Origin of the sequence: Actinopolymorpha pittospori (genome assembly GCF_014873875.1) — a bacterium.
GTDB lineage: Bacteria > Actinomycetota > Actinomycetes > Propionibacteriales > Actinopolymorphaceae > Actinopolymorpha > Actinopolymorpha pittospori.
Genome location: NZ_JADBEM010000001.1, coordinates 6,476,139 through 6,500,256 on the forward strand (window position 1 = coordinate 6,476,139; position 24,118 = coordinate 6,500,256).

Genomic DNA, 24,118 nt, shown 5'->3' on the forward strand with positions numbered 1-24,118 from the left:
GGACTCGGCCGGAGATGCGAAACGTGCCGGTCACCGCCATGGTGACCGGCACGTCCGGTAGACAACTGGGTGTTCGGCCAGGACCTCACACCCTCAGCTGTGTCAGCTGGAGGTGTCCACCCCGAGCCGATTGGTCTCGTCGTGGATTTCGCTCGCAACTTCGCGAAGCTTCTCCGAGTGCGCGCGACCATGATGTGCGCAGAACAGCAGCTCACCGCCGGACGGCAGGGACACCCGGACGTAGGCCTGGGCGCCACAGCGGTCGCAGCGGTCCGCGGCCGAAAGCGGTGTGGCAACTGCAGCAGTCACGTGATCTTCTCTCCGATCCTCGGGGTCTCCAACCCTGCCAACATCAAACCAGGTGCCGGGTAATCCCGCTCGCCCCAGAATCTCGGATCCGGGACGGGACTCCACCGACCATGTCGCAAACGTACTGCGCCACGCCCCCGAACGCAGGGGCCGGTCCGGCGTAGAAAGGGTCCTTTGGCAGCCGGATCTGGCCGTTTCGCCCCTCGTCGGTGTGGTCAAGGTCACGCCTGCCGTCCCGGACGGCGTGGGGATAGGCCGGTGTCGGCGCCGCTGGGTAGCCTGGATCGGCCAGCCAGAAACAAGCGCCAATCACATGCTTTGCGTACAAGGCGAAGTCATGCGAATACGGAAAGGAGCTGTTGTTGTCGACTCGGTCCGCGGACCTCGAGCACGCCGGCTACACCGCCCAGCATCTCACGGTCCTCGAGGGTCTCGAGGCCGTGCGCAAGCGGCCGGGGATGTACATCGGGTCAACCGATACGCGCGGTCTGATGCACTGCCTCTGGGAGCCGATCGACAACGCCGTCGACGAGGCGCTCGCCGGTGTCTGCAAGCGCATCGAGGTCATCCTCCACGCTGACGGCTCCGCCGAGGTGCGTGACGACGGCCGGGGCATCCCGGTCGATATCGAGCCCCGCACGAAGCTGTCCGGTGTCGAGGTCGTCTTCACCCGCCTGCACGCTGGTGGCAAGTTCGGCGGCATCTCCTACACCGCCTCCGGTGGTCTGCACGGCGTCGGTGCCTCCGTCATCAACGCGCTCTCCTCACGCCTCGACGTCGAGGTGGACCGCTCGCCGGCGACCTGGGCGATGAGCTTCCGCCGGGGCGTCCCCGGCACCTTCGCCGATGACGGACCGCGAGCGGCGTTCACGAAGGGTTCCGGGCTCGCCAAGATCGGACGCGTCAAGAAGGGTACGACCGGCACTCGGGTGCGCTTCTGGCCCGACCGGCAGATCTTCACCAAGGAGGCCACCTTCGTCTTCGACGAACTCGTCACCCGTGCGCGGCAGACGTCGTTCCTGGTGCCCGGACTCGAGGTCGTCGTCCGTGACGTGCGCGAGGCGGAGCCCCGGGAGGAGCGCTTCCGCCACGACGGCGGGATCGCCGAGTACTGCGAGTTCCTGGCCACTGACGAGGGCGTCACCGACGTCGTGCGGCTGCAGGGTGGCGGGCACTTCACCGAAACCGTGCCGGTCCTCGACGAACAGGGGCAACTCACCCCGCAGGACGTCGAGCGGGACCTCGAGGTCGACGTCGCGGTGCGCTGGGGGACCGGCTACGAGACGGAGATCCGTTCGTTCGTCAACGTCATCTCCACCCCCAAGGGCGGCACGCACGTCCAGGGATTCGAGCGTGCTCTCGGGCGGACCTTCAACGACGCGCTCAAGGGCTCGCGGATCCTGCGCGCCAACGAGTCCGACGTCACCAAGGACGACATCATCGAGGGCCTGACCGCGGTCATCACCGTCCGCCTCGCCGAGCCGCAGTTCGAGGGGCAGACGAAGGAGGTGCTCGGCACTCCCGCCGCGTCCCGGATCGTGGCCAACGTGGTCCAGCAGGAGCTGAAGACGTTCCTGACCTCGACCAAGCGGGGCGAAAAGCCGCAGGCCCGCGCGGTCATGGAGAAGGTCGTCGCGGCGGCTCGGGCGCGGCTTGCGGCTCGCCAGCACCGCGACGCGCAGCGCCGCAAGAACGCGTTGGAGTCCTCCGCGCTCCCGGCGAAGCTCGCCGACTGCCGTTCGACCGACGTCGACCGTACCGAGTTGTTCATCGTGGAGGGCGACTCGGCGCTCGGCACCGCGAAGCTCGCCCGCAACGCCGAGTTCCAGGCGCTGCTGCCCATCCGCGGAAAGATCCTGAACGTCCAGAAGGCGTCCGTCACCGACATGCTGAAGAACGTCGAGTGCGCGTCGATCATCCAGGTGGTGGGCGCCGGCTCGGGCCGCACCTTCGACCTGGACGCGGCCCGCTACGGCAAGATCATCTTCATGGCGGACGCCGACTCCGACGGCGCGCACATTCGTTGCCTGCTGGCCACGCTCTTCTGGCGCTACATGCGTCCGCTGGTCGAGGCCGGGCGCATCTACACCGCTGTACCCCCGCTGCACAGGTTCGAGCTGGTCAACCCCAAGAAGGGGCAGGACAAGTACCTCTACACCTACTCTGACGCGGAGTACCAACGAACCTGTGTGCAGCTGGAGAAGCGGGGCGTTCGCTGGAAGACCCCGCCGCAGCGTTACAAGGGGCTGGGTGAGATGGACGCCGACCAGCTCGCCGAGACGACGGTCGACCCCCGCCACCGCACCCTCCGCCGGCTCACCACGGCCGGCGCCGAGGAGGCCGAGCGGGTCTTCGACCTGCTGATGGGCAACGATGTCGCGCCGCGTCGGGAGTTCCTGGTCGCCAACGCCTACGAACTCGACGAGGCCCGGATCGACGCCTGAGCCGAAGGGGCTTCCACCGCCGCGGATCCCAGCGGAAAGGCCGCCGCCACCTGCCGGAACGTCTCCGTCGGGTCGGCGGCGGTCACGTTTCCGGTGACCAGCAACGCCGCGAAGCCGTGCGCGAGCGACCAGGCCGCGAGGCTCGCCGGGTCGCTGGTGGGTGGATCGGGGGGTTGCCCGCCAGCACCGGAGACGCTGCGCCGCAGGGACCGCGCGGCGCGTTCCCGGGCGGCCACCAACTCCTCGTCGTCGATGTCGTAGAGATCAGGGCGGAACATCACCTCGAAGTGCGCCCGGTGGTCGACCGCGAAGCGTACGTAACCGGCGCCCGCGTCGGCCAGGCTCCCCGACGTCTCGTAGGCGCTCGTCACCTCCTCGGCGAGCAGGTCGTAGCCCTGCGCCGCCAGGGCGGTCAGGAGCCCCGGCTTGTCGCCGAAGTGGTGGGCGGGTGCCGCGTGGGAGACACCCGCTCGCCGGGCGAGATCGCGCAGGCTGAGGGCCGTCGGGCCATGCTCCTCGATCGCCTCGAGCGCGACCTGGAGCAGGGCGCGCCGAAGATCGCCGTGATGGTAGGAGTGGCTGGCCATGGACGCATCCTAACTTGACAGCGACAAGATCGAGGTAGGTGGCCGGGATCGCTTCCACATCCGGGCACGTTCGGCTACGGGCGGTGTGGGGCCTTTACCGACCGCACTTGATCCGGCACGGTGGTGGCAGGAGGGCAAGGCTGAGGGAAGGACAGGAAGGGGGCGCGTCGTCGTGCCTGAGTCCGTCACGGTCCCGCCCGAGCCGGAGGCCGAACCAGAACTCCGTCGGGCCATCGGTCCCAAGCTCCTGCTGTTCTTCGTGGTCGGGGACATTCTCGGCACCGGCATCTATGCCCTGACCGGCCGGATCGCCGGTGAGGTCGGTGGCGCCGCCTGGCTGTCGTTCGGACTGTCCTTCATCGTGGCCATGTTCACGGCCACCTCCTACGTCGAACTCGTCGGAAAGTACCCGAAGGCGGCCGGTGCGGCGCTCTACACCCAGCGCGCGTTCGGGATCCACCTCCTCACCTTCATGGTGGCGTTCGCGGTGATGTGTTCCGGGCTCACCTCGGCCGGTGCCGCCGCCCGAACGTTCGGTGGCGACTACCTCACGGAGTTCGTCAGCGCACCGACGCTGCTGGTCGTGATCGTGTTCCTGGTCGTCCTCGCGCTGATCAACTTCCGTGGCGTCTCGGAGTCGGTACGGCTGAACGTCGTCCTGACCAGCGTCGAGGTGATCGGGCTGCTCTTCATCATCACGATCGGGGTGATCGCCGTGGCACGGGGAATCGGCGATCCCGGAAACGCCCTGGAGTTCCATGCCGGCGCGAACCCGTTCGGTCTCGTGGTGAGCGGGGCGGCGCTGGCGTTCTTCGCACTGGTGGGATTCGAGGACTCCGTCAACATGGCCGAGGAGACCAACGACCCACCCCATGTCTTCCCGCGCGCGTTGTTCATCGGCATCAGCATCGCCGGCGTCATCTACATGCTGGTGGCCTTCTTCGCGACCTCGCTCGTCCCGCTCGACATCCTGAGCGCGTCGGACGGACCGCTCCTCGAGGTCGTCCGGGTCGGCGCCAGCTGGCTGCCGCTGGCGGTCTTCTCCTTCATCGCACTCTTCGCCGTGACCAACTCCGCCCTGATCAACATGCTGATGGCGTCCCGCCTCGTCTACGGCATGTCGCGGGAACGCATCATTCCGAAGGTGCTCGGGGTGGTCCACCCCAGGCGGCGGACGCCCTGGGTGGCGATCCTCTTCACGTCCGTGCTCGCCATCGGCCTGGCCAGCTGGGGTGGCGTCAGCGAGCTGGGTGGGACGACGGCGTTGCTGCTGCTGTGCGTCTTCACCCTCGTCAACGCGGCCGTACTCGTCCTGCGCCGACAGCCCGTCAAACACCAGCACTTCAGGGCGCCGACGATCTTCCCCGTGCTCGGCATCATCTGCTGCGCCTACCTGGCGACGCCCTTCAGCGGGCGCGACCCGGACGAGTACCGGATCGCGGGCGTACTCCTCCTGATCGGGATCGTCCTGTGGCTGATCACCTGGGTGGCCAAGAGGGTCAGCGCCGCCCGGGCACACGACGAAGCGTGAGCAGGGCGACGACGGCCGCGACGACGGCGCTGACGGCGGCACCGGCGAAGATCGTGTGCAGTTGGACCAGCGCCGTCTCCCGCAGCGCGTCGAGGTAGGCAGGACACTGGCCGGGACGGTCCGGACACAGCTGCGCCGGTGAGCCGATGCGGCCCTGATGGACGAAGAACTGCCGGAGTCCCACGGCGGTGAGCGTCGACAGGCCGACCAGCATGCCGACCATCCGGGCGACCACGAGGAGGGCGCTGCCGACACCGTGCGCGCTCGCCGCGGTCGCCGCGAGCAAGGCGGCGTTGACGGGCGCGATGGCCACTCCGAAACCGAAGCCGCAAAGGACCAGCGCGACGTCGCTGCCCGGGCCGGACAGAGCGTCCGCGTTCCACGTCGCCATGGACACGAAGGACGCCGCGCTCACCAGCATCGCCGCCGCGGTGAGCAGTCCTGCGGGTACGCGGCGGCTGAGCCAACCGCCGACGAGTGCGCCGACCGGCAGCGCGACCAGGAAGCGGACGAGGACCAGCGCGGCGCCGAGCTGGGAGTCGGGGTATCGCGTGGCGCGCGCGAACACCGGCACGTCGACCAGGGCGGCGATGAGCGCGGCGCCGACGAAGAAGCTCACCACGAGGGACCCCCACGCGGGCGTCGCGGCAAGCGCTCCGCGTGGCACGACGGGGTTGGCCGTACGGCGCTGTCGGACGACGAAGGCGACGGCACACGCGGCCGAGCCGGCCAGTAGCCACGGACCGGCAGGGGAGATGACCTGGGTGGCCGGGTCGGCGACCGCGAAGGTCACCACGACTCCGCCCAGCGCCAGCCCGAGGAGGAGCGCCCCGGTGAAGTCGGCGGCGGCGAGCACCGCGGGAAGCCGGCGCACGTCGACCAACGGCCTGGCGGCCGTGAGCTGACGGAGGACGAAGGCGACGGCCAGGACGAGTGTGGTGACGCCGATCGGGGTGAGGAGCCGGGAGCTGCCCGTGAACGGCACGAACGCGAGCCCGACGGTCACGTCCGTGGCGAGCCGGTCCGGTGCCGTGAGCGTCAGGGTGAGGGTCACCAGGGCGAGCAGACCCACCACCAGACCCGGAACGTCGACGCGCGCCGCCGCGCGGGCCCTGCTCCTGGTGCGCCCGCGTTGACCACGGACCGAGACGATGCCCGCGGCGAGCATGAGCCCGGCCGCGAGGTTGGCCCAGAAGATGGCGCGCCAGTCCGCGAGCAGGAGGATCGCCGCTCCGTAGAGCGGTCCGAGGACACTGCCGAGTTCCTGGACCGCGCCGACCACGCCGAGGGGGAGTCCGCGGCGGTGCGGCGGCCAGCGGTCGGCGACCAGCGCGAGCGTTGCGGGGACGAGGCCGCCGCCTCCGACTCCCTGTAGGAAGCGGCCGACCACCACCACGGCCAGGTCGTAGGACGCGGCCGTGAGCAGCGAGCCGAGAGCGAACAGTGCCAGCGACGCGACCAGGACGGGGACCCGCCCGAACAGGTCGGAGAGCCGGCCGATCAGTGGCAGCATGGCGACGTATCCGAGCAGGAAACCCGAGATGACCGGCGCCGCGCGCTGGAGTTCGTTGACGTCCAGCCCGACGCCCACCATGATGTCCGGCAGCGCGAGAACCACCACGTAGGTGTCGGCCGCCGCCAGCAGGACCGCGACGCACGCTAGCACCAGGTGGGCGAACCCGGAGGTCGTCGAGGAGAGCTCGTGCTCGCGGGCGTTCATCGGGGCCTGGTGATGGGGACCGGCGCGCCGTAGTGGTCCAGCACGACGGTGTAGGTCGTGTGGTTCTCCCCGGAGTAGAAGGGACCACGGAACGTCGCCTTACGGAGTTGGCCGGTTTCCTCCGCCACGAAGAAGTGTGTCTCGACGGCGGCCGAGTCGTCGGCCACGACGAACAGCCGGCTGACGACCTTCGCGGGCAGGCGGGCGCTGAACTCCGCCGTCACCTCCCGCCCAGCCCTGGACCGTCCGACTCCGCGGACGTCGGTGGCCGAGGTGAGGAACGACGAGAGGCCCTGACGTGGATCGAGCAGCAGCGCCGGATCGGCGACGCCGAGGTCGTCCGGGTCGGTCGCGGTGTAGCCGTCGCGGAACGGAAGTTGGGCGTAGAGAGTGCCCTCGACGGACACCACCCCCCCGAGGGTCACCGCGATGCCACCGGTCGCCAGGCGGAAGCGTCCGGAGAACGACGCGGGTCGTTTCGCCACGCCGTCGCCGCTGACCAGGACGGCGCCGGAGCTCGGCAGGTCGGCACTGGTCAGGGTGAAGGCGACGGTGGGTGAGGTGTCGAGGGTGTTCTTCGCCCGCGTCAGGACCGCGCGGGGGTCCTTCGTACCGGAGTCGGAGCACCCACCGAACATGGCGACCGCGAGCAGAAGCGAGATGAGCAGGAGCGGAGTGAGCGGACGGGGCAGCCTTCGACGCACGCGCTCAGCCTGCCATGCGGCGCCTCTGTGTGGCGTGGCTCAGCGCGGCAGTGCGGCTTCACCCTGGTGCCGCTCGGTCGGGCGGCACCAGGGCAGCGCTCAGTCGAGCGGGCCGCCCACGGACGCGATGGGCTGGTTGACCGGCTCACCCGAACCGTCGCGTCGGCCCGTCGGCTCCGGCAGTGACACGGCGACCCCGGTGGCAGTGGCCGCGCGAGCGGGCGCGGGCCCCGCCCAGGCGAGCTGGAGGACCTCCTCGCCCTTGAGGAAGCGGTGGCAGCGGACCCCTCCGGTCGCCCGGCCCTTGGCCGGGTATTCGGAGTAGGGAGCGACCTTCAGCGACCCGCCGTCCATGCCGGGCAGGGCGGAGGTCGAACCGGCGATGGTCACGACCACACCGTCCCGATCGGCGGGGAGGGCGCCGAAGAACACCACCCGGGCGTTGGCGCTCAGCCTGATCCCGGCCATACCGCCCGCGGTGCGTCCCTGCGGCCGTACGGCGGACGCGGAGAAGCGCAGCAACTGGGCGTCGGTGGAGACGAAGACCAGGTCCTCCTCACCGCTCCGCAGCTCCGTCGCTCCGACGACCTCGTCGCCGTCCTTGAGCCCGATGACCTCCCAGGTGTCGCGGTTGAGGTGGTCGGGTTGCACCCGCTTGACCACACCGGTCGCGGTGCCGAGGGCCAGGCCGGGGGACTCCGGGTCGAACGTCGTGAGGCACAACCCTCGCTCGTCCTTCTCCAGTGAGACGAACTCGCTGAGCGGCGCGCCTCCCTGCAGGTTGGGCACGTGGGCCGTGGGTGGCAGTGCCGGCATGTCGAGAACGTCCATCCGCACCAGCCGGCCCCGGCTCGTGACCAGCCCGATCTGACCACGCGCTGTCGTGCGGACCGCGGACACGACGACATCGTGCTTCGCGCGGGAACCTTCGCTCGGCAGCGGGTCGGCGCCCGTGGTGCGGGCCAGCAGGCCAGTGGAGGAGAGCAGCACCCAGCACGGATCGTCGGCGACCTCCAGCGGCACCGCGCTGGTGACCGCCTGGCCGGACGACTCCAGCAGGACCGTCCGGCGTTCGGTACCGAAGGAGTTGGCGACGTCGGCCAGCTCGCCGGAGACCAGCCGCTTGAGCAGGCGGTCGTCCTCGAGCACCGCGGCGAGTCCGCTGATCTCCTTCTCGAGGGTCTCCTTCTCCTTCTCCAGCTCGATGCGGGAGAACTTCGTCAGCCGACGCAGCTGCATGTCAAGGATGTATTGCGCCTGCACCTCGGAGAGGTCGAAGACGGCGATCAGCCGCTCCTTGGCCTTCGTCGCGTCGTCGCTGCCGCGCACGATCTGGATGACCTCGTCGATGTCGACGATCGCGGTGAGCAGGCCGTCGACCAGGTGCAGCCGGTCGGACGCCTTGGTCAGCCGGAACTGGGTGCGCCGCCGGGTCACGTCGTAGCGGTGCTCGAGGTAGACCTCGAGCAACTCCTTGAGACCGAGCGTGCGCGGCTGGCCCTCGACCAGGGCGACGTTGTTGATGTTGAACGACTCCTCCATCGGCGTGAGCTTGTAGAGCTGCTCGAGGATCGCCTCGGGGTGGAAGCCGTTCTTGATCTCGATGACGAGTTGGAGTCCGTGCGTGCGGTCGGTGAGGTCCTTCAGGTCGGCGATGCCCTGCAACCGCTTGGCCTGGACGAGTTGCTTGATGCGTTCGACGACGCGCTCGGGCCCGACGTTGTAGGGGAGTTCGGTGACGATCAGCCCCTTGCGGCGTGGGGTGACGTTGTCGATGCGGACGGTCGCCCGCATCTTGAAGGCGCCCCGCCCGGTCTCGTAGGCGTCACGGATGCCGCCGAGCCCGATGATCTTGCCGCCGGTCGGCAGGTCGGGTCCGGGGATGAACCGCATGATGTCGTCGAGGCCGGCGGAGGGCTTCTTGATCAGGTGTCGGAGAGCCTGGACCACCTCGACCAGGTTGTGGGGCGCCATGTTGGTCGCCATGCCGACCGCGATCCCGGACGCGCCGTTGACCAGCAGGTTGGGAAGGGCCGCCGGCAGGACCGACGGTTCGCTCTCCTGGCCGTCGTAGTTGGGCTTCCAGTCGACGACCTGCTCGTCGAGGGAGCCCGTCATGGCGAGGGCGGGGGAGGCCATCCGGCACTCCGTGTAACGCATCGCCGCCGGGCTGTCGTCGTGGGAGCCGAAGTTGCCGTGCCCGTCGATGAGCCGGACCCGCATCGCCCACGGCTGGGCCATCCGGACCAGCGCGTCGTAGATCGCCGAGTCGCCGTGGGGGTGCAACTTACCCATGACCTCACCGACCACGCGGGCGCTCTTGACGTGCGGCCGGTCGGGGCGCAGGCCCATGTCGGACATGGTGTAGAGGATCCGGCGCTGCACCGGCTTCAGACCGTCGCGCGCGTCGGGGAGCGCGCGGGTGTAAATCACCGAATAGGCGTACTCGAGGAAGCTCGTTCGCATCTCGTCGCCGACATCGATGTCGCTGATCTGCTCCTCGAAGTCCTCCGGGGGCGGCATCGTGCTCTTTCGGCGGGCCATACGGGCGTGCACTCCTCGGGGTCAGGTGAGGTCGAGCCAGGTTCAGGGACTCCAGGAAATGGTGTCATCCCCCACCGACACTCCCACACAGCGACTCGCTGGGCGAGGCGCCCAGTCGGTCGAGATCCAGGCCCGTGGCCGTCAGTCGGCCACGGAGCGGATGCGACAGGATGTCCCCCGTGACCGCACCCACCCGTGAGCCAGCCACCCCGGAAGACGTTCCGCGTACGTCGGAGGAGTCCGGTCCGCTGGCACTGGCCGGTGTGTTCGCCCGCGTGGAGCGCGGTGAGTGGCCACCGCCGGACGGGAGGCTCCGGGTCGTCGCGCAGCCCTCGCCGCGGTCGGCCGCCGTCGTGGCGTTCACCGCGCACAGTGTCGTCGCCGCCGACGTCGACGCCGACTGGGTGCGATCACGCCTCGACCCCGACGACCTGGCCGCACCGCTCCGCGCACCCTTCCTGGCAGCGCTCGCCGACCGGCTCGCCCGCGGCGTCGGAGCGGTCGACATGGTCGCGCTCGCCTCGCCGTTGCCCGGCCCACCGCCGGTGGCCCTGTCGGAGTGGACCGACTCCGAGCATCCGCGGGTACGCCGGGCGCATCGCTACCGCGACGAGGTGCGGGTGTGGGGCACCGAGGGTGGCATGGTCCTGGTGGGGCGCGGACTCGCCGGCCGGTGGGAGGTGGCGTACGAGGTCGATCCCACCCACCGTGGCCGCGGCCTCGGCCGGCTGCTCGCGAGTGCGGCACGACACCTCGTTCCTTCGCACGCGCACGGCGTGTGGGCGCAGGTCTCGCCCGGAAACGCCGCGTCCGTACGATCCCTCCTGGCCGCGGGCTACCGCCCCGTCGGCTCGGAGGCGCTCCTCGTCGCGACGCCGGGGTGACCGTCCGGCACGTGGCCGCGCGACTCCCGGCAAACCCGACGGAATCCCGACGGAATCCCGGCGGAAACCGGACGGGTGGTGGGCACCGGACATTTCCGGTCGATGGGCGCGGCTCCGACGTTCCGTACCGCCCGCGCCGGGCACCGGTAAGGGCTCGATCTGACGGGCGTCAACTGACGGGCGTTAATGCCGGTGGAGGTTCCTGGGGAGGTGGCCTCCGGTTTCCCCACACGGGCGTGCACAGCCCACCGGTAATGTGGTGGCCGAACCGTCAAGGAGGGTGTGGATGTCCGGCACGAGTAGGCGCGCGTTCCTGGCGCGTTCGCTGGCTCTCGGAGTCTCTGCACCCGCTCTGGCCTCGATGCTGGCGGCCTGCACGGGCGACGACGACGAGGGCTTCGGCGACGCGCAGACCCCGGAGCACGTGAGCGACGGCACGCCGTTCAAGGGGCGAATTGTCGTTGCCCCACTGCAGAATCCGCCGAAGGCGGCCCAACTCGCTCTCACCCGGGCCTACCGCAAACACCAGCCCGACGTGGAGATCGTCTGGCAGACCAAGGACTACTCCGACAGTCGGGACTACGAACGCTGGCTGAACACCCAGCTGTCGTCCAATCGCATCGGGCCCGACATCGTGACGAGCACGTACGCCCCGGACTTCCGCGGCTACGTCAACCTCAACCAGTACCGCGCGCAGGAGAATCCCTACACCGGGCAGGACTGGGAGAAGGACTACCAGTTCGCGCTCTACCGCGAGCTCAACTCGCGGGGCCAACGCGACCTGCTCGGCTCCGACGGTCTGCACCTGCTGTGGTACTACAACAAGGAGATCTTCGCGCAGGCCAAAGTCTCCCCGCCCACGACGTGGAACGCCGTCATCGACGTCTGCAAGAAACTCAAGGCCGCAGGACACGTGCCGCTGTCGACCAACTTCGACTACATCCTGCCGGGCTGGATCGCCTCGATCTACTTCGACCAGTACCACACCGCCTGGGCCAGTGCGACCCGCGCGCAGCCCGGCGACTGGAACTGGAACTCCGACCTCGACGGCGACTTCGACTACGACGCGAACGACCCGCTGCTGCACGCGAAGTACACCTACAGTGCGCAACGCTTCTACCAGGCGTTGAAGGACCAGACCCTTCGCTTCGACACGCCGGCCATGGTCGAGCTGATCACCAACGTGATCAGGGTCTTCCCGCAGTACTCCAACGGAGACTTCTTCGCCTACACCGACCAGTACCTCCCGTTCCTGCAGGGGCAGGCCGCGATGCTCGTCGACGGGTCGTGGTCGCTGACGCTGCTGGCGAAGGACATGGAGGGGCTGACAGCCGCGCGCGCCAAGAAGCTCGGTATCCAGCAGAAGCCGGTGCGGAAGTTCGAGTGGGACGTCTTCGAGTTCCCCGCGATGGAGGGGCCGCTCGTACAGTCCAGACCGCGTTCGCCGGAAGGGACCACGGGCTACTACCTCAGCGTGGTCGACAAGGACCGGTCGCACACCGCGATGGTGATGGACTTCCTGATGTTCTGGATGTCGAAGCCGGGATACTCGGAGTTCCTGCAGGGCACGGCGGCCGCCAACGAGCTCGCGCCCGCGGGTCCGCCGATGGTCAACGGCATCGAGTACCCCAGGGACGTGCAGGACCTGCTGGGGAAGTTCCAGCAGAAGGGTGTCGTCGGGCCGACGTACGGCAGCTTCTGGGTCAACGGCGCGGGCGGCCGCTCCACCCAGGCGTTCCAGGGCCTGTTCACCGACGTCCTCCAGCGGCGGATCGACCCGCAGGAGTACGCCACGAACCTGCAGAAGTCCCTGGAGAACAACTTCGCCGACATCCTGCGTACGGAAGGCCTCACCGAGGACGAGGTGGCCAACCCGGCTCGGCGGCCCGGCTCGGTCTGAGCCTGACCGCCGCCCGGGCTGAGCGGCCGCGCTCGCGTTCAGGCGCGGTCGTCGCTCGTCACGTCGAGGAACTTGTCACGGGGTTCGTCGGCCTCCGCGGCCATCGCGGGAGGGCCTGACCGCGGTCGACGGGGTTCCCGTACGCCGGCCTCCGGCGGGCCCTGGTCGGGCGGCCCGCCGGAGCCACCGCCGGGAGGCATCCGTAGGCGCCCACGGCGCAGTCGGGAGAGGAGTCCACCGCGGCGCCGTGCTGGCCGCCCGGTGCCGCGGGGGGTTGGTCGGGGACGAGGGGGCATGGGCATTGCACCGCCTTACCGTTTGCGCCGCCCGAGAAGACCCGGGCGACCGGCGTACTTCTTGTGGACCGCCTGCCGGCTGACGCCGAGCGCGGCGGCGATGACTTCCCAGGAACAACCCTGGTTGCGGGCGCGCCTGACCTGGATCTCGGTCTCGAGGTCCAGCTGCCGGCCGATCGAGGCGATCTCGACGAGAGCGTCGACCGGATCCTTGGCGCGCAGCGTGTCGACCAGCGTTTCGGGCATACCGTCAACTTAGGTTGACGCGGCGGCGTTGTCAACCAAGGTTGCGACCCAGGTCGTCCGGAACGGAGCTTGCGTGGCGTTCCAGGCGCCCGGCCAGCGAGATTCCACGGCCGCCTCTCGACCCGTGGCGGCTACATTCGTGTCTGTGACTGATCCACCCGACCTGCCCTACCCAGCCCGGTGGGAGGCTGACGTCGTACTCCGGGACGGGGGTACGGCGCTGCTGCGACCCATGCGCTCCGACGACGCCGACCTCCTGGTCTCCTTCTACGCGCGGGTGTCCGAACAGTCGAAGTACTACCGCTTCTTCGCGCCCTATCCGGAGCTTTCCGAGCGCGACGTCGCGCGGTTCACCCAGGTCGACCACCACGATCGGGTGGCCTTCATCCTCACTGTCGGTGGCGAGATGATCGCCGTGGCGCGGTATGACCGGACGGGCCCGGCGGAGGCGGAGGCGGCCTTCCTCGTCGAGGACGCCCACCAGGGGCGGGGCGTGGGCAGTGTGCTCCTCGAGCACCTCGCGCAGGCGGCGCGGGAGAACGGCATCGAGAAGTTCACCGCCGAGGTCCTGCCCGAGAACACCCGGATGGCCGGCGTCTTCCGCGAGGCCGGCTACCAGGTGACCGGCGGCATGGAGGACGGCGTCGTGTCGTACGCGCTCGAGATCGAGCCGACGGCGATGAGTCTGGAGGTGATGGGGGCCCGCGAGCACCGAGCCGAGGCCCGCTCCGTCGCCCGCCTCCTCACGCCCTCCTCGGTCGCCGTCGTCGGCGCGAGCCGGTCCCGCGACAAGGTGGGTCAGGCGCTGGTCCGCAACCTCGTTCTCGGCGGGTTCACCGGCCCGGTGTACGCCGTGAACCCGACCGCCCGGGCGGTGGCGGGAGTCCCCGCCTACGCGAGTGTGCTCGACATCCCCGGCGAGATCGACCTCGCGGTCGTCGCGGTGCCTGCCGACTCGGTGCGCGACGTGGTGATCGACTGCGCCGCGAAGGGCGTGCACGGACTGCTGGTCGTGTCGAGCGGCTTCGCCGAGACCGGACGGGAGGGCCGCAACCGTCAACGCCAGCTTGCGCGCCTCGCGCGTGCCTACGGTCTGCGGGTGATCGGGCCCAGTGCGCTCGGCGTCATCAACACCGACCCGGAGCTGTCCCTCAACGCGTCGTTGTCGCCGGTCGTGCCGTCGCGGGGACGGGTCGGCTTCTTCTGCCAGTCCGGCGAACTCGGTACGGTGATCCTCGAGACGGTGGCACGACGCGGGCTGGGCCTGTCGACGTTCGTCTCCGCCGGCAACCGCGCCGACGTCTCCGGCAACGACCTCATGCAGTACTGGGGTGACGACACGGAGACCGAGGTCGTCCTGCTCTATCTCGAGTCCATCGGCAACCCGCGCAAGTTCAGCCGGGTCGCCCGCCGGCTCGCGCAGTCCAAGCCGGTCGTGGCGGTGCGGTCGGGGCGCTTCACCCAGGGCGTGCCGCTCGGGCACACGGTGCACCGCACGTCCGTGCCGCAAGCCGCGGTTGACGCGATGTTCCGGCAGGCGGGTGTGATCCAGGTGGACACCCTCGACGCGATGCTCGACGTCGCCCAGGTGCTCGCCTACCAGCCGCTGCCGGCCGGTCCGGACCTCGCGATCGTCGGCAACTCCGACTCCCTCGGCATGCTCGCCGCCGACACGGCGGCCGAGGCCGGGCTCTCGGTCGTACGCCAGGCCGGCGCCTTGCGTCCGGACGCCACCGCGGAGGACTTCGAGCGCGCCCTCACCGACGTCGTCCAGGACGACGCGGTCGACTCGGTACTCGCGGTGTACGTGTCGCCGCTCGACCTCGACGGCGCGGACGTCGCCCGGGTCATCGCGCAGGTGGCGGGGGAGAGCGCAAAGCCGATCGTGGTGACGTTCCTCGGCAGCCAGGGCGTGCCGGAGCCGCTGCGGCAGTACGACGAGCGAGGCGTTGCGGTGCGTGGCTCCGTGCCGTCGTACCCGTCACCGCAGGCGGGCGTACGCGCACTCGCCAAGGTGACGGCGTACTCCCAGTGGCGCAGCCGCCCGCGCGGCCAGATACCCCCCGTCGAGGGAATCGCCGAGGAACGTGCGCGGGAGATCGTGGAGTCGGTCCTCGCCGCCCGCCCCGACGGCGGCGACATCGAGGGAGCGCACCTCGACGCGTTGATGAGGTGTTACGGCGTGGACATCTGGCCGGCGTACCGCGTCCAGTCCGTCGAGGAGGCCGTCGCCACGGCCGAACGGCTCGAGTGGGATGTCGTCCTGAAGGCCACCGCGCCGCATCTTCGGCAGCGGCCCGACCTGGCTGACGTGTGGCGCAACATCGACACCGCGGCGGAGATGCACGACGCCTGGTCGACGATGCTGTCGACGATCGGTGAACCGGAAAGCGCCGGGTTCGTGGTGCAGAAGATGGCCGCACCCGGTGTCCCGGTGGTGGTGGGTTGCGCCGAGGACCAGATGTTCGGCCCGATCGTGTCCTTCGGTCTCGCCGGCGTCGCCACCGAACTCCTCGGTGACCTGTCCTACCGGATACCACCCCTCACCGACGTCGACGCCGCGGAGATGGTGCGCGAGGTCCGTGCCGCTCCGCTGCTCTTCGGCCACCACGGTGGCGAGCACGCGGACGTAGCCGCCCTGGAGGATCTTCTGCACCGGGTCGCGCGGCTCGCACAGGACGTCCCGGAGGTGGTCGCGGCGGAACTCGGGCCCGTACTCGCCGGGCCGGACGGGTTGACCGTGCTCGGTGCCAGGGTCCAGGTGGCACCGGTCGAGCCGCAGGCTCGCATGGACTGGTACGCACGGCGGCTCACCCGGCTCTGAGGACGGGTGAGCCGGCGGGTCAGGCTCGACGGCCGGGCGGTGGCTGCACGGTCGCCCGTGCGGTCTCGGGTGGGATCGCGGTTACGACTTCAGCCAGTCGATGTCGAGGTCGACGAAGGTGTCGCGCACCGGCTGGTCGCCGTACTCCCGGTCGGGGGCGTTGTCGATCTGGAGTTCGTGGAACCGGCTTCCGTCGGAGACCAGCCCCATCATCGACCCGTACGACGAGATCTCGGCCACCATGATCACCACCGTGCAGGCGGTCGCGAGGGCGTTGATGATGGTGATCGCCTGCTGCGCCGCTCGTGCCTGCAGGGTGAGGAAGGGAACGTAGGACGCGGCCATCAGAGTGAGCAGCGCGACCAGGGTGGCAATGTCGCACTCCCGCATCAGGTCGTGCAGCTCGTGAATGGCATCGAGTGCGTCGTCGAGGGCGTCGTGACCGTCGCGGGCCGCGGCAACCGCCTCGTCGAGCTCGACCTGGAAGGACCGCACCCACCTGTCGAATGCCTCACGCGCATCGTCGTCCCAGGCCGACCTCGGCAGCAGCGCCCCTTCACCAGTGGAGTCTAGGAGGTGGATTCCGGTGAGGGAGTTGAGCTCTGACTGGACCATCTGCCACGCCGACTTGACAGTGCCGATCTGGTTGTCGTCCGGGACGACTGTGGCCCACATCAACAGCGAAGTCACGGCGCCAGCGCCGATCAGACCTGGCATGAGAACCCCGAAGGAGCTCTTCAGGGCACTGCAGAGCCGCCAGTTGCTGTAGAGGAATCCGATGGTCGCCCCGAGGCGCAAGGCGCCGAAACCTCCGCTGGTCGCCTTCGGCGCGGTCGGCTTCGTGACCAGAACCTTCGGCGAGCTGTTCAGGTCGATGGTGTTGGCGGCCTCCGTTACCGACATTCGGTAAGCGACCTCGGTCATGCCCGCGATCATCTTCTCGAGTCGGTCGAGTCCGTCGTGAAGATTCTTCACCTGCGTGTCGCGGGCCGGTCCGTATCGGGGCAGCAGGGCTCCCGAAGGGGCGGTACCGAAGGCGAACTGGTCGAGAGTGGTGAAATCCTGCGCGTATTGGACCGCCGCCCGGAAATGGGGATAGTCCCGATCGGCGACAGCGCGTGCTGCCTGCTCGATCTGCGCACGATCCTGCTTCTTGTCACCTGACACGTTGGCTCCCGTCACGAGCTCTCACCCAAGATCGTCGGAAGCCTAACCGCTCGTCGCCCCCGTCAACCGTTCCTGGACACGTGGCTGTGTATAACAGAGGATCTGAGCCGCGTCCGCTCACGGCGTCGATTCGGATGCCGGCGGCTTCGGAGTCCCGCCCGGGGTGAGACGGCCCAGTTGTTCCTTCAGTTCGGCGATGGGGTTCGTCGACTGTGAGATGCGCTTGATCGCTTCGGCGGCGTCGTCACGCAGGCCGGAATAGTCGGTCCGCAGAAGCTTGTCGATGTTCGGCGCCTGTGCGGGCATGAACTCGTTCATCAGCCCGCTGGACTGCCGCGCCACGTCGTCGCTCGCCTGTTGGGCCGCGGCGAGGAACGCCTCGGCGAGTTCCGTGGAGGGAAGGCGCATGACGCGGGGGTCGAGTTCGACCTTGACGAGGCGACCGGCGTTGTCGGCCTCGACCCGGACCTTCCCGTCGACCGCCTCACCCTGGCCGTGGATCTCGGCGACCCGCGCCTGCATGTCGGTGAGTTTGGAGGCGCTCTCCAGGAGTTGGTCGAGCTGCCGGTCCAACTCCGGAATTCCGAACCCGGTCACGTTTGTCGTTCCCTTTCAGATTGACGCTGCGCAGCCGACGGGCGGACATCGCCGTCGGTTTGTCCAGGAAGACGGCTAGGACCTCAGCCAGTCGACGTCGAGGTCGGTGAAGGTGTCGTTGACCTCGTCGGTTCCGTAGGACTGGTTGGGATCGTTGTCGATCCGGAGCTTGTGGAAGGCCCCGGCGCCGGACAGTTGACGCATCTTGTATCCGTACGTCGCCGCCTGTCCGACGATGGTTCCCACCGAGAAGCAGGTGGCGAGGGAGTTCGACAAGGCTATGACCTGCTGTGCCACCGCTGCCTGTGCCCTGAACACCGGGACCATTCCGATCAAGAACAGAGCCAGCAGGAAGCCTGCTGTGACCGAGTCGAATCCGACCATGGCCTTCTGGATCTCCTCGATGGCCGAGAGCGCGTCGTCAAGCGCGCGGGTGGCGCCACGCGCCTCGTCGGCGGCCTGAGCAACCTCGATCTGGAAGTTGCCGGCCCACCTGTCGAACGCGTCCCGCGCGTCGTCGTCCCAGACAGAGCGGGGCAGGGATGCGTTGTCCTTTGAGTCCATGCGACCCAACGAGCCCACCTGGTCGAGTTGCTCGGCTACCCTCAACCATCCCGACATGACCGTGCCGATCTCGTCGTCATCTGGCTGGACGGTCGCCCACATGCTGAGGGAGACCGTGACAGTCGCCATCGACCCGAAGAGCATGAGGCGGCTGAAGTAGCACTTGAGGAACGTCGCCGCGCTCCAGGACGCGGTCAGCTGAAGACTGGCCGCGACCAGGTGGACGCCGGGCGCGGACGGGCTCTTGTCGACATGGACCTTTGAGGGTTTCGAGATCGTGAGCTTCGGGACCTTCGTGAGGTCGATCGTGTTCGCGACTTCGGTGACCGCCATGCGGTAGGCCACCGTCGACAGACCTTTGATCGCCTCTTCGAGCTTCTTCAGGCCGTCGCCGAGGTTTCGGATTTGGCTGTCGCGAGCGGGCGCGTACTCGCGAAGACGTTCGGACGAGCTGACCAACCCCAATGCGTTGGGTCCGAGTGTCGTGTACTGCCTGGCGTACTCGACCGCTGCCTTGAAGTGTGGGTAGTCGTTCTCAGCGACCGTCTGTGCGGCCTTCTCTATCGCCGTGCGGTCCTGCTTCTTGTCACCCACACGTGTCTCCCTGCCAGGTCGTTCAAGATCGGTCGCAGCTTAGCCTCAATCCGTGGACTCGCTGGGTTGATGGTTTTGGTTGTGGGTGGGTCGCGGTTGGTGGTGGGTGGGCAAGGCGGGCCTGCTGGTCTGCCCAGCTTTCCTTTGGTCTCCGGTCGGGCCTTGGCGGCGGGTGGGTAGTTTCAGGCGACGCGTGGTGGGCCGGTTGCGGGCCTGAATACGTTGTGCCAAAGGGTGTTCCAGTGTTGGGCCCAGGGCCAGTGCTCGGGTAGGTGCAGGACGGGCCGGCGCCCGGGGCGGGCGATCCTGGCGGGGACGGTGACGATGTGGCGGCGTAGCGTCGCGCCGCGGGCGGTGGCGTGGCGGGGGCTGGTGAGGGTGCCGGCGGCGCGGAGCAGGTTGTGGGTGATGGCTGCGCAGATGGCCCAGGCGCTGTTGGCGGCGAACCGTCCTGAGGGTAGATGAGCCAACGGACCGTCGATCAGATCGGCGAACACCGTTTCGATGATCGCGTGCCGGCGGTGGGTGATGTCAGCCTGCGCGGTGGGTTCGGTGTTGTTGGTGAAGAACGGGTGATGACGCCAGACCGGGAACAGCTCCTGATCGCCGGCCTGGTCGTGGGCTTGGTCGCGGGCGCGGTCACGGACCCGGCGCACGACCAGCCGGGCGGTGACCGGGTGTTTGGTGGAGGTGAACGCTCTGAACTGCGTCTCGGCGACCTCGGCGTCGGAGATCAACTCACCGGTGTCGGGATCGGTGACCGCGCCGGGGTAGTGCACCGGTGTCCAGGCGTCCTCGGCGATGGAGGCGATCGCGGCGGTGACTGCCGGGTTCTTGGTGAGCACGACGGAGAACCGGACCCCGGCTTTCAGGCACGCGGCGACCACGGCGTGGTTGCCATACGCCGAATCGCCCCGCATCAGGATCTGCCCGCTGGCGCCGGCGGCGCGGGCGGTGGTGATCGCTTCGGCCACCATGCTCGCCGCTCCTTTGCCAGAGGCGGCCCGTCCGGCGCGGAGCCGGATCCCGGCCACCACCGGCGCGCCCTGGGTTGTGCTGATCGTGGTGGCCAGCGGTGACAGGCCGCGGCGCAGCACCTGCCTGCCGGCGATCTTGGTGTGCCCGAAGCTCGCGCCCTGCTTGGCATGCCCATAAACCGGGCGTAGGAGTGAGTCGATGTCGATGAACACCTGATCCTCGATACCGGGCAGCAGCCCGCTGGCCTGAACAAGGTTGACCAGATGCGCCCGCGCGACCGACGCCAACTGCAGCGTGTGGCCGTGGGTGAACTCCCGCAGAAACTGGCCCAACGTCGCCGGCGCATACACCCCGCCGAACAGCCGCCGCATCCCACCGGATCGGATCACATCCAGATCATCGATACAGTCCGCGCCCGCGGCCATCCCCGCGATGATCGATGTCACCTTGCCCGCCGGGTTCACCGCTGCCGACCTCACCGTCGTGGTCCGGATCGCGACCCGCTCGTCCACCAGCTCCGACAGGCCCGCCCGCTCGGCCAACGCCATCACCGGCACCAGGCCCGCACACGACACCAGGTTCTGATCATCGAACACCAGCGTGGCCCGCGACCACCCGTACGGTAGTTTCACTCTCAGTGCCTTTTGGATCGGGTTGGATCAGGACCTAGACACTCCAGATTCTCCCGATCCAGAAGGCACTTTCCCTGCTACCGCGCCGAGGGCCCACTCACCCGGTCCACGGATTGAGGCTTAGTGCGCGACGTGCCCTGCCGCGGGCGGCCAGGGCGCGACTGTGGACAACGTTCGCCCACGGGTCACCGCAGCGTCATCCCCACGGTGGCGTGGACACCTCGGCGTCGCCGCCCGGGCGCCGACGTCGTCCTGGTAGGTGGCCGACCGAGACCCACGCTCGGTGAGCCTGGCGCTACGTCGACCAGTAGCTACGTCAACCGGTCGATGTCGAGGCCGGTGAAGGTGTCGTTGACGTAGTCCGTTCCGTAGGGCTGGTTCGGGTCGTTGTTGATCTGCAGCTCGTGGAAGGCGCCCCGTCCGGACAGTTGATGCATCTTGGTTCCGTAGTCGATCGCCTGAAAGGCGACGGCTGTCACGGAAAGAGATGTGGCGAACGTATTGAAGGTGGCTATGAACTGCCGCGAGATCCGTGCGGCCTGGGCGACCTCGTTCTGGAAGTTGCTCGCCCACGTGTCGAAGGCGTTCCGCGCGTCGTCGTCCCAGACCGTCCGAGGCAACGGGTCGCCGTCGGATCCCATGCGACCCAACGCGCTCACGTGGTCGAGTTCGTCGGTGACTGTCAACCATCCCGCCATGACGGCGCCGATCTCGTCCTCATCTGGCTGGATGCTCAGCCACATGCCGAGGGAGGACAGGGTGGCCGCGGTCGGAACGAGCATGAGATTACCGAAGGAACTCTTGAGGAACATCGACGCGATCCAGATCGAAGTCAGGTGAAGAGCAGTCGTGCCCATGCGGACCAGGGGCATGTGGTCCGGGACCTTGGCGAGGTGGACTTCTGATCTCTTCTTTATCTCGATCTGCTGGACCTTCGAGAGGTCGATGGTGTTCGCGGCTTCGGTGGCCGCCATGCGGTAGCCACCGTCGTCAGACCTTCTACTCGACCGCCGCCTTGAAGTGTGGGTAGTCCTTGTTGGCAGCGGCGTGCGCCGCGCTCGTTATCGCCGCACGGTCCTGCTACTTGTCGCCCACCCGTGCCTCCTACCGTTCGTGCATGGGGCAACCGCGGCGTCATCCTCGCGATGACGGGGTGCTACTTCAACCAGTCGACGTCGAGGTCGATGAAAGTGTCGGTGACCGGATTGAGTCCGTAGGCCCCGGGCCCGTTGTGGATGTCGAGTTTCTGGAAACGACCGTCCTGGGAGAACCTGGACATGTGGTCGCCGTAATTGGCGACCTGGAAGCACAGCGTGGCGACGGAGATGCCCGTCGCGATTCCGTTGCTTGTGGCGATCACTCTCTGCGCGAGCGCGGCGGGGAAGCGGTAGACCGCGTAGAATCCGGCGACGTACAGGGCGAACAGACTCACCATGGTGGCCACGTCGTAGGCGTTCATGTGTTGGTTGATGTCCGCGATATCCCTGACCGTCTTCTCGAGCGCTGACGTCGCGTCGGCAGCGTAGGTCTCTGCCTTGTGAACCTCGGTGGTGAAGCGACTCACCCAGTCATCGAACGTGTCACGGGCGTCGTCCCACGCGGTCCTGGGCAGCAACGCTCCGCCACCGTTTCCCAACTTGGCGACCGTGGTGACGGCACTGAGTTCCTCCGAAACGGAGGACCAGGCCGACCGGACCCGGCCGATTTCGTCGTCATCGGGTTGGACTGATGCCCACAAGCCCAACGAGATCAGCGTGAGACCCGTCGGATACCACATGAAAGCGCCGAAGGAGCACTTCAGTATCAGGGCTGCTTTGTATGTCACCGCGAGGAGACTGCCGGTCGCCAACGCACGGAAGATGAGGGGACCGGAGCCGGTCTCCTTCGTCGGCAGTGGTTTCGGAGACGGTCGGGTCACGGGCTCCCGTCGGACTCCTGCGAGGTTGATCGTGTTGGCGGCTTCCGTGGCCGACATCCGGTAGGCCACCCGGTTCATACCGGCGATCAGCTTCTCGAGTCTGTCGAGGCCGTCCTCGAGGTTCTTGACCTGGCTGTCTCGCGCCGGGTTGTACTGAGGCATCAGCACATCTGAGGGGAGGAGCCCGAACGCGTACGACCCGAGTGCGGTGTATTGCTGGGCGTACTGCACCGCCGCCCTGAGGTGCGGGTAGTCGTGGTTGGCGACCGTCCGCGCCGCATCCTCGATCCGTGCGCGGTCCTGCTTCTTGTCGGCCGACACCTGTTCTCCTGTCGTGAGCGCTCCGGAATCGCTCGGAGAGCCTAACGGCCCGACGACGCCCTACGCGGTGACGTGATGAGGACCTGTGGACAAAGGTTCGGTGCACGTGGACCCGCGAACGGGACCGACGAACGAAGGGGCCGGCCTGACGTACGAACGGGCCCCTGCGCACGTCAAGCGCAGGGGCCCGTTGACACAATGACGTGGGTGACCGTCCGCTGAATGGCCGGCCACCGGTGACTCCTAGAGGTCGGAGAGCGTGACGACCCGCTTCTCCTTCACCGAGGCGTACGCACCCAGGATGACCTTGAGCACGTGGACACCCTCGACCTCGGTGTTGAGCGGCCGCCGCTTGTTGGTGATGCAGTCGATGAAGTCGGCGATCTCGGCGGAGAAGGCCTGGACCTCAGGGAACGTCACCGTCGTGAGCGTGCTGTCGACGAGGCGGTGGTTGAGCGTACGCCCGTCGCTCCACAGCGTGCCGTGTTCGGCGACCACGGAGAACTTCTCGGTCACGGCGGCCGGCTGGTAGGCCCAGCTGGTCACGATGGTGCCCACACTGCCGTCGGCGAAGCGCACGAGTACCTGCGCGGAGTCCTCACCCTCCATCTTGAGGCGGTGCCGGCTCGTCATCGCGACGACCTCGGAGGGCTCGGAGGTGGCGAGGTGGAGCAGGAGGTAGGTCGGGTGGTAGCCGGTGTCGATGAGCTCACCACCACCCGCCGTCTCCAGGTGGCCGCGCCAGCCCATGTCGCGGTGGAGGCCGCCGTTGAAGAAGCTGTCGGTCGTCCGCAGCTCGTAGACCTTGCCGAGCGCGCCGCTCTGGATGAGCTCCCGCGCCTTGGCCACCGGAGGCATGAAGAGCTGGTTGTGGGCGCACATGAGGGTGATGCCGTTGTCCTTGACCGCCTGGGTGATCTTGGCGGCTTCCTCGGTCGTGATGCACAGCGGCTTTTCGCACAGGACGTGCTTGCCGGCCTCGGCGGCCGCGAGGATCGCGTCGGCGTGCAGGTGGTGGGGCAGACAGATGTCGACCGCGTCCACGTTGGCGCTCGCGATCATGTCGCGGTAGTCGGAGTAGATCTGCGCGCCGCCGACCTGCTCGGCACGGGTCCGGGCGTTCGCCTCGACGACATCGGCGACCGCGGTCACCTTCGCCTGCTCGGGGATTTCGAGGTAGCCACGGACGTGGGGGTTGGAGATGCCGCCACAGCCGATGAGCCCGACGTTCACTGTCATAAGGGAGATCCTCCTTGGTGCGACGTCAGGTTGACGCGCGGTGGATTGGTTCCCGGGGCCAGGCCCCGGGGCCCGGGACGTGAGACAGGGTCGGTCGGCGGCGCTGCCGATCTCCCAGG

18 protein-coding genes are annotated in these 24,118 nt (G+C 68.4%); 5 read left to right on the top strand and 13 right to left on the bottom strand.

Annotated features, from left to right (window positions below; genetic code table 11):
* Positions 1-102: 102 nt before the first annotated feature.
* On the bottom strand, positions 103-309 hold the full coding sequence (locus HEB94_RS30255) for a DUF7455 domain-containing protein (protein ID WP_192753027.1): 207 nt from the start codon (positions 307-309) through the stop codon (positions 103-105).
* A gap of 362 nt (positions 310-671) precedes the next feature.
* On the opposite strand from HEB94_RS30255, the gene HEB94_RS30260 reads away from it, so the two are divergent.
* Complete coding sequence (locus HEB94_RS30260) at positions 672-2,753, top strand: DNA gyrase/topoisomerase IV subunit B (RefSeq protein WP_192753028.1); 2,082 nt, start codon at positions 672-674, stop codon at positions 2,751-2,753.
* Here HEB94_RS30260 and HEB94_RS30265 read toward each other — a convergent pair.
* The gene (locus HEB94_RS30265) at positions 2,720-3,340 is read right to left on the bottom strand and encodes a TetR/AcrR family transcriptional regulator (RefSeq protein ID WP_192753029.1); all 621 of its coding nucleotides are present in this window, start codon (positions 3,338-3,340) and stop codon (positions 2,720-2,722) included. The two genes, HEB94_RS30260 and HEB94_RS30265, sit on opposite strands and share 34 nt — an antisense overlap.
* Positions 3,341-3,512: 172 nt before the next feature.
* Here HEB94_RS30265 and HEB94_RS30270 point away from each other — a divergent pair, with 172 nt between their 5' ends.
* A complete protein-coding gene (locus tag HEB94_RS30270; RefSeq protein ID WP_192753030.1) occupies positions 3,513-4,871 on the top strand; it encodes an amino acid permease in 1,359 nt (452 codons plus the stop codon).
* On the opposite strand, the gene HEB94_RS30275 is transcribed toward HEB94_RS30270, so the two are convergent.
* From HEB94_RS30275 to HEB94_RS30285, 3 genes are all read right to left on the bottom strand, one after another.
* Complete coding sequence (locus tag HEB94_RS30275; protein ID WP_192753031.1) at positions 4,840-6,591, bottom strand: MFS transporter; 1,752 nt, start codon at positions 6,589-6,591, stop codon at positions 4,840-4,842. The two genes, HEB94_RS30270 and HEB94_RS30275, sit on opposite strands and share 32 nt — an antisense overlap.
* Positions 6,588-7,295 carry an LppX_LprAFG lipoprotein gene (locus tag HEB94_RS30280; protein WP_192753032.1) on the bottom strand — a complete coding sequence of 236 codons (708 nt, stop codon included), beginning with the start codon at positions 7,293-7,295 and terminating at the stop codon, positions 6,588-6,590. The genes HEB94_RS30275 and HEB94_RS30280 overlap by 4 nt, the downstream gene beginning before the upstream one ends.
* A gap of 99 nt (positions 7,296-7,394) precedes the next feature.
* Positions 7,395-9,839, bottom strand: coding sequence for a DNA gyrase/topoisomerase IV subunit A (locus HEB94_RS30285; protein ID WP_192753033.1), 2,445 nt, complete (start codon positions 9,837-9,839; stop codon positions 7,395-7,397).
* A 170-nt stretch (positions 9,840-10,009) separates the two neighbouring features.
* Here HEB94_RS30285 and HEB94_RS30290 point away from each other — a divergent pair, with 170 nt between their 5' ends.
* Together HEB94_RS30290 and HEB94_RS30295 are read left to right on the top strand one after the other, a co-directional pair.
* Positions 10,010-10,723 (top strand): GNAT family N-acetyltransferase, encoded by a 714-nt coding sequence (locus HEB94_RS30290; RefSeq protein ID WP_192753034.1) that lies wholly within the window; start codon positions 10,010-10,012, stop codon positions 10,721-10,723.
* 286 nt (positions 10,724-11,009) lie between these two features.
* On the top strand, positions 11,010-12,623 hold the full coding sequence (locus tag HEB94_RS30295) for an ABC transporter substrate-binding protein (protein WP_192753035.1): 1,614 nt from the start codon (positions 11,010-11,012) through the stop codon (positions 12,621-12,623).
* 311 nt (positions 12,624-12,934) lie between these two features.
* On the opposite strand, the gene HEB94_RS30300 is transcribed toward HEB94_RS30295, so the two are convergent.
* A complete protein-coding gene (locus HEB94_RS30300; RefSeq protein WP_192753036.1) occupies positions 12,935-13,165 on the bottom strand; it encodes a hypothetical protein in 231 nt (76 codons plus the stop codon).
* A gap of 145 nt (positions 13,166-13,310) precedes the next feature.
* On the opposite strand from HEB94_RS30300, the gene HEB94_RS30305 reads away from it, so the two are divergent.
* Positions 13,311-15,989 carry a GNAT family N-acetyltransferase gene (locus HEB94_RS30305; protein ID WP_192753037.1) on the top strand — a complete coding sequence of 893 codons (2,679 nt, stop codon included), beginning with the start codon at positions 13,311-13,313 and terminating at the stop codon, positions 15,987-15,989.
* 81 nt (positions 15,990-16,070) lie between these two features.
* Here the strand turns inward: HEB94_RS30305 and HEB94_RS30310 are convergent, their stop codons facing one another.
* From HEB94_RS30310 to HEB94_RS30340, 7 genes are all read right to left on the bottom strand, one after another.
* The gene (locus HEB94_RS30310; protein ID WP_192753038.1) at positions 16,071-17,156 is read right to left on the bottom strand and encodes a hypothetical protein; all 1,086 of its coding nucleotides are present in this window, start codon (positions 17,154-17,156) and stop codon (positions 16,071-16,073) included.
* A gap of 117 nt (positions 17,157-17,273) precedes the next feature.
* On the bottom strand, positions 17,274-17,753 hold the full coding sequence (locus HEB94_RS30315; RefSeq protein ID WP_192753039.1) for a YbaB/EbfC family nucleoid-associated protein: 480 nt from the start codon (positions 17,751-17,753) through the stop codon (positions 17,274-17,276).
* A gap of 75 nt (positions 17,754-17,828) precedes the next feature.
* Positions 17,829-18,911 carry a hypothetical protein gene (locus HEB94_RS30320; RefSeq protein ID WP_192753040.1) on the bottom strand — a complete coding sequence of 361 codons (1,083 nt, stop codon included), beginning with the start codon at positions 18,909-18,911 and terminating at the stop codon, positions 17,829-17,831.
* A gap of 182 nt (positions 18,912-19,093) precedes the next feature.
* Positions 19,094-20,521 carry an IS1380 family transposase gene (locus HEB94_RS30325; protein WP_192753041.1) on the bottom strand — a complete coding sequence of 476 codons (1,428 nt, stop codon included), beginning with the start codon at positions 20,519-20,521 and terminating at the stop codon, positions 19,094-19,096.
* 311 nt (positions 20,522-20,832) lie between these two features.
* Entirely contained in the window at positions 20,833-21,495 is a 663-nt protein-coding gene (locus HEB94_RS30330; protein ID WP_192753042.1) for a hypothetical protein, read from the bottom strand.
* Positions 21,496-21,677: 182 nt separating this feature from the next.
* Entirely contained in the window at positions 21,678-22,760 is a 1,083-nt protein-coding gene (locus HEB94_RS30335; protein WP_192753043.1) for a hypothetical protein, read from the bottom strand.
* Positions 22,761-23,003: 243 nt separating this feature from the next.
* A complete protein-coding gene (locus tag HEB94_RS30340) occupies positions 23,004-23,999 on the bottom strand; it encodes a Gfo/Idh/MocA family protein (RefSeq protein WP_192753044.1) in 996 nt (331 codons plus the stop codon).
* Positions 24,000-24,118: the final 119 nt, after the last annotated feature.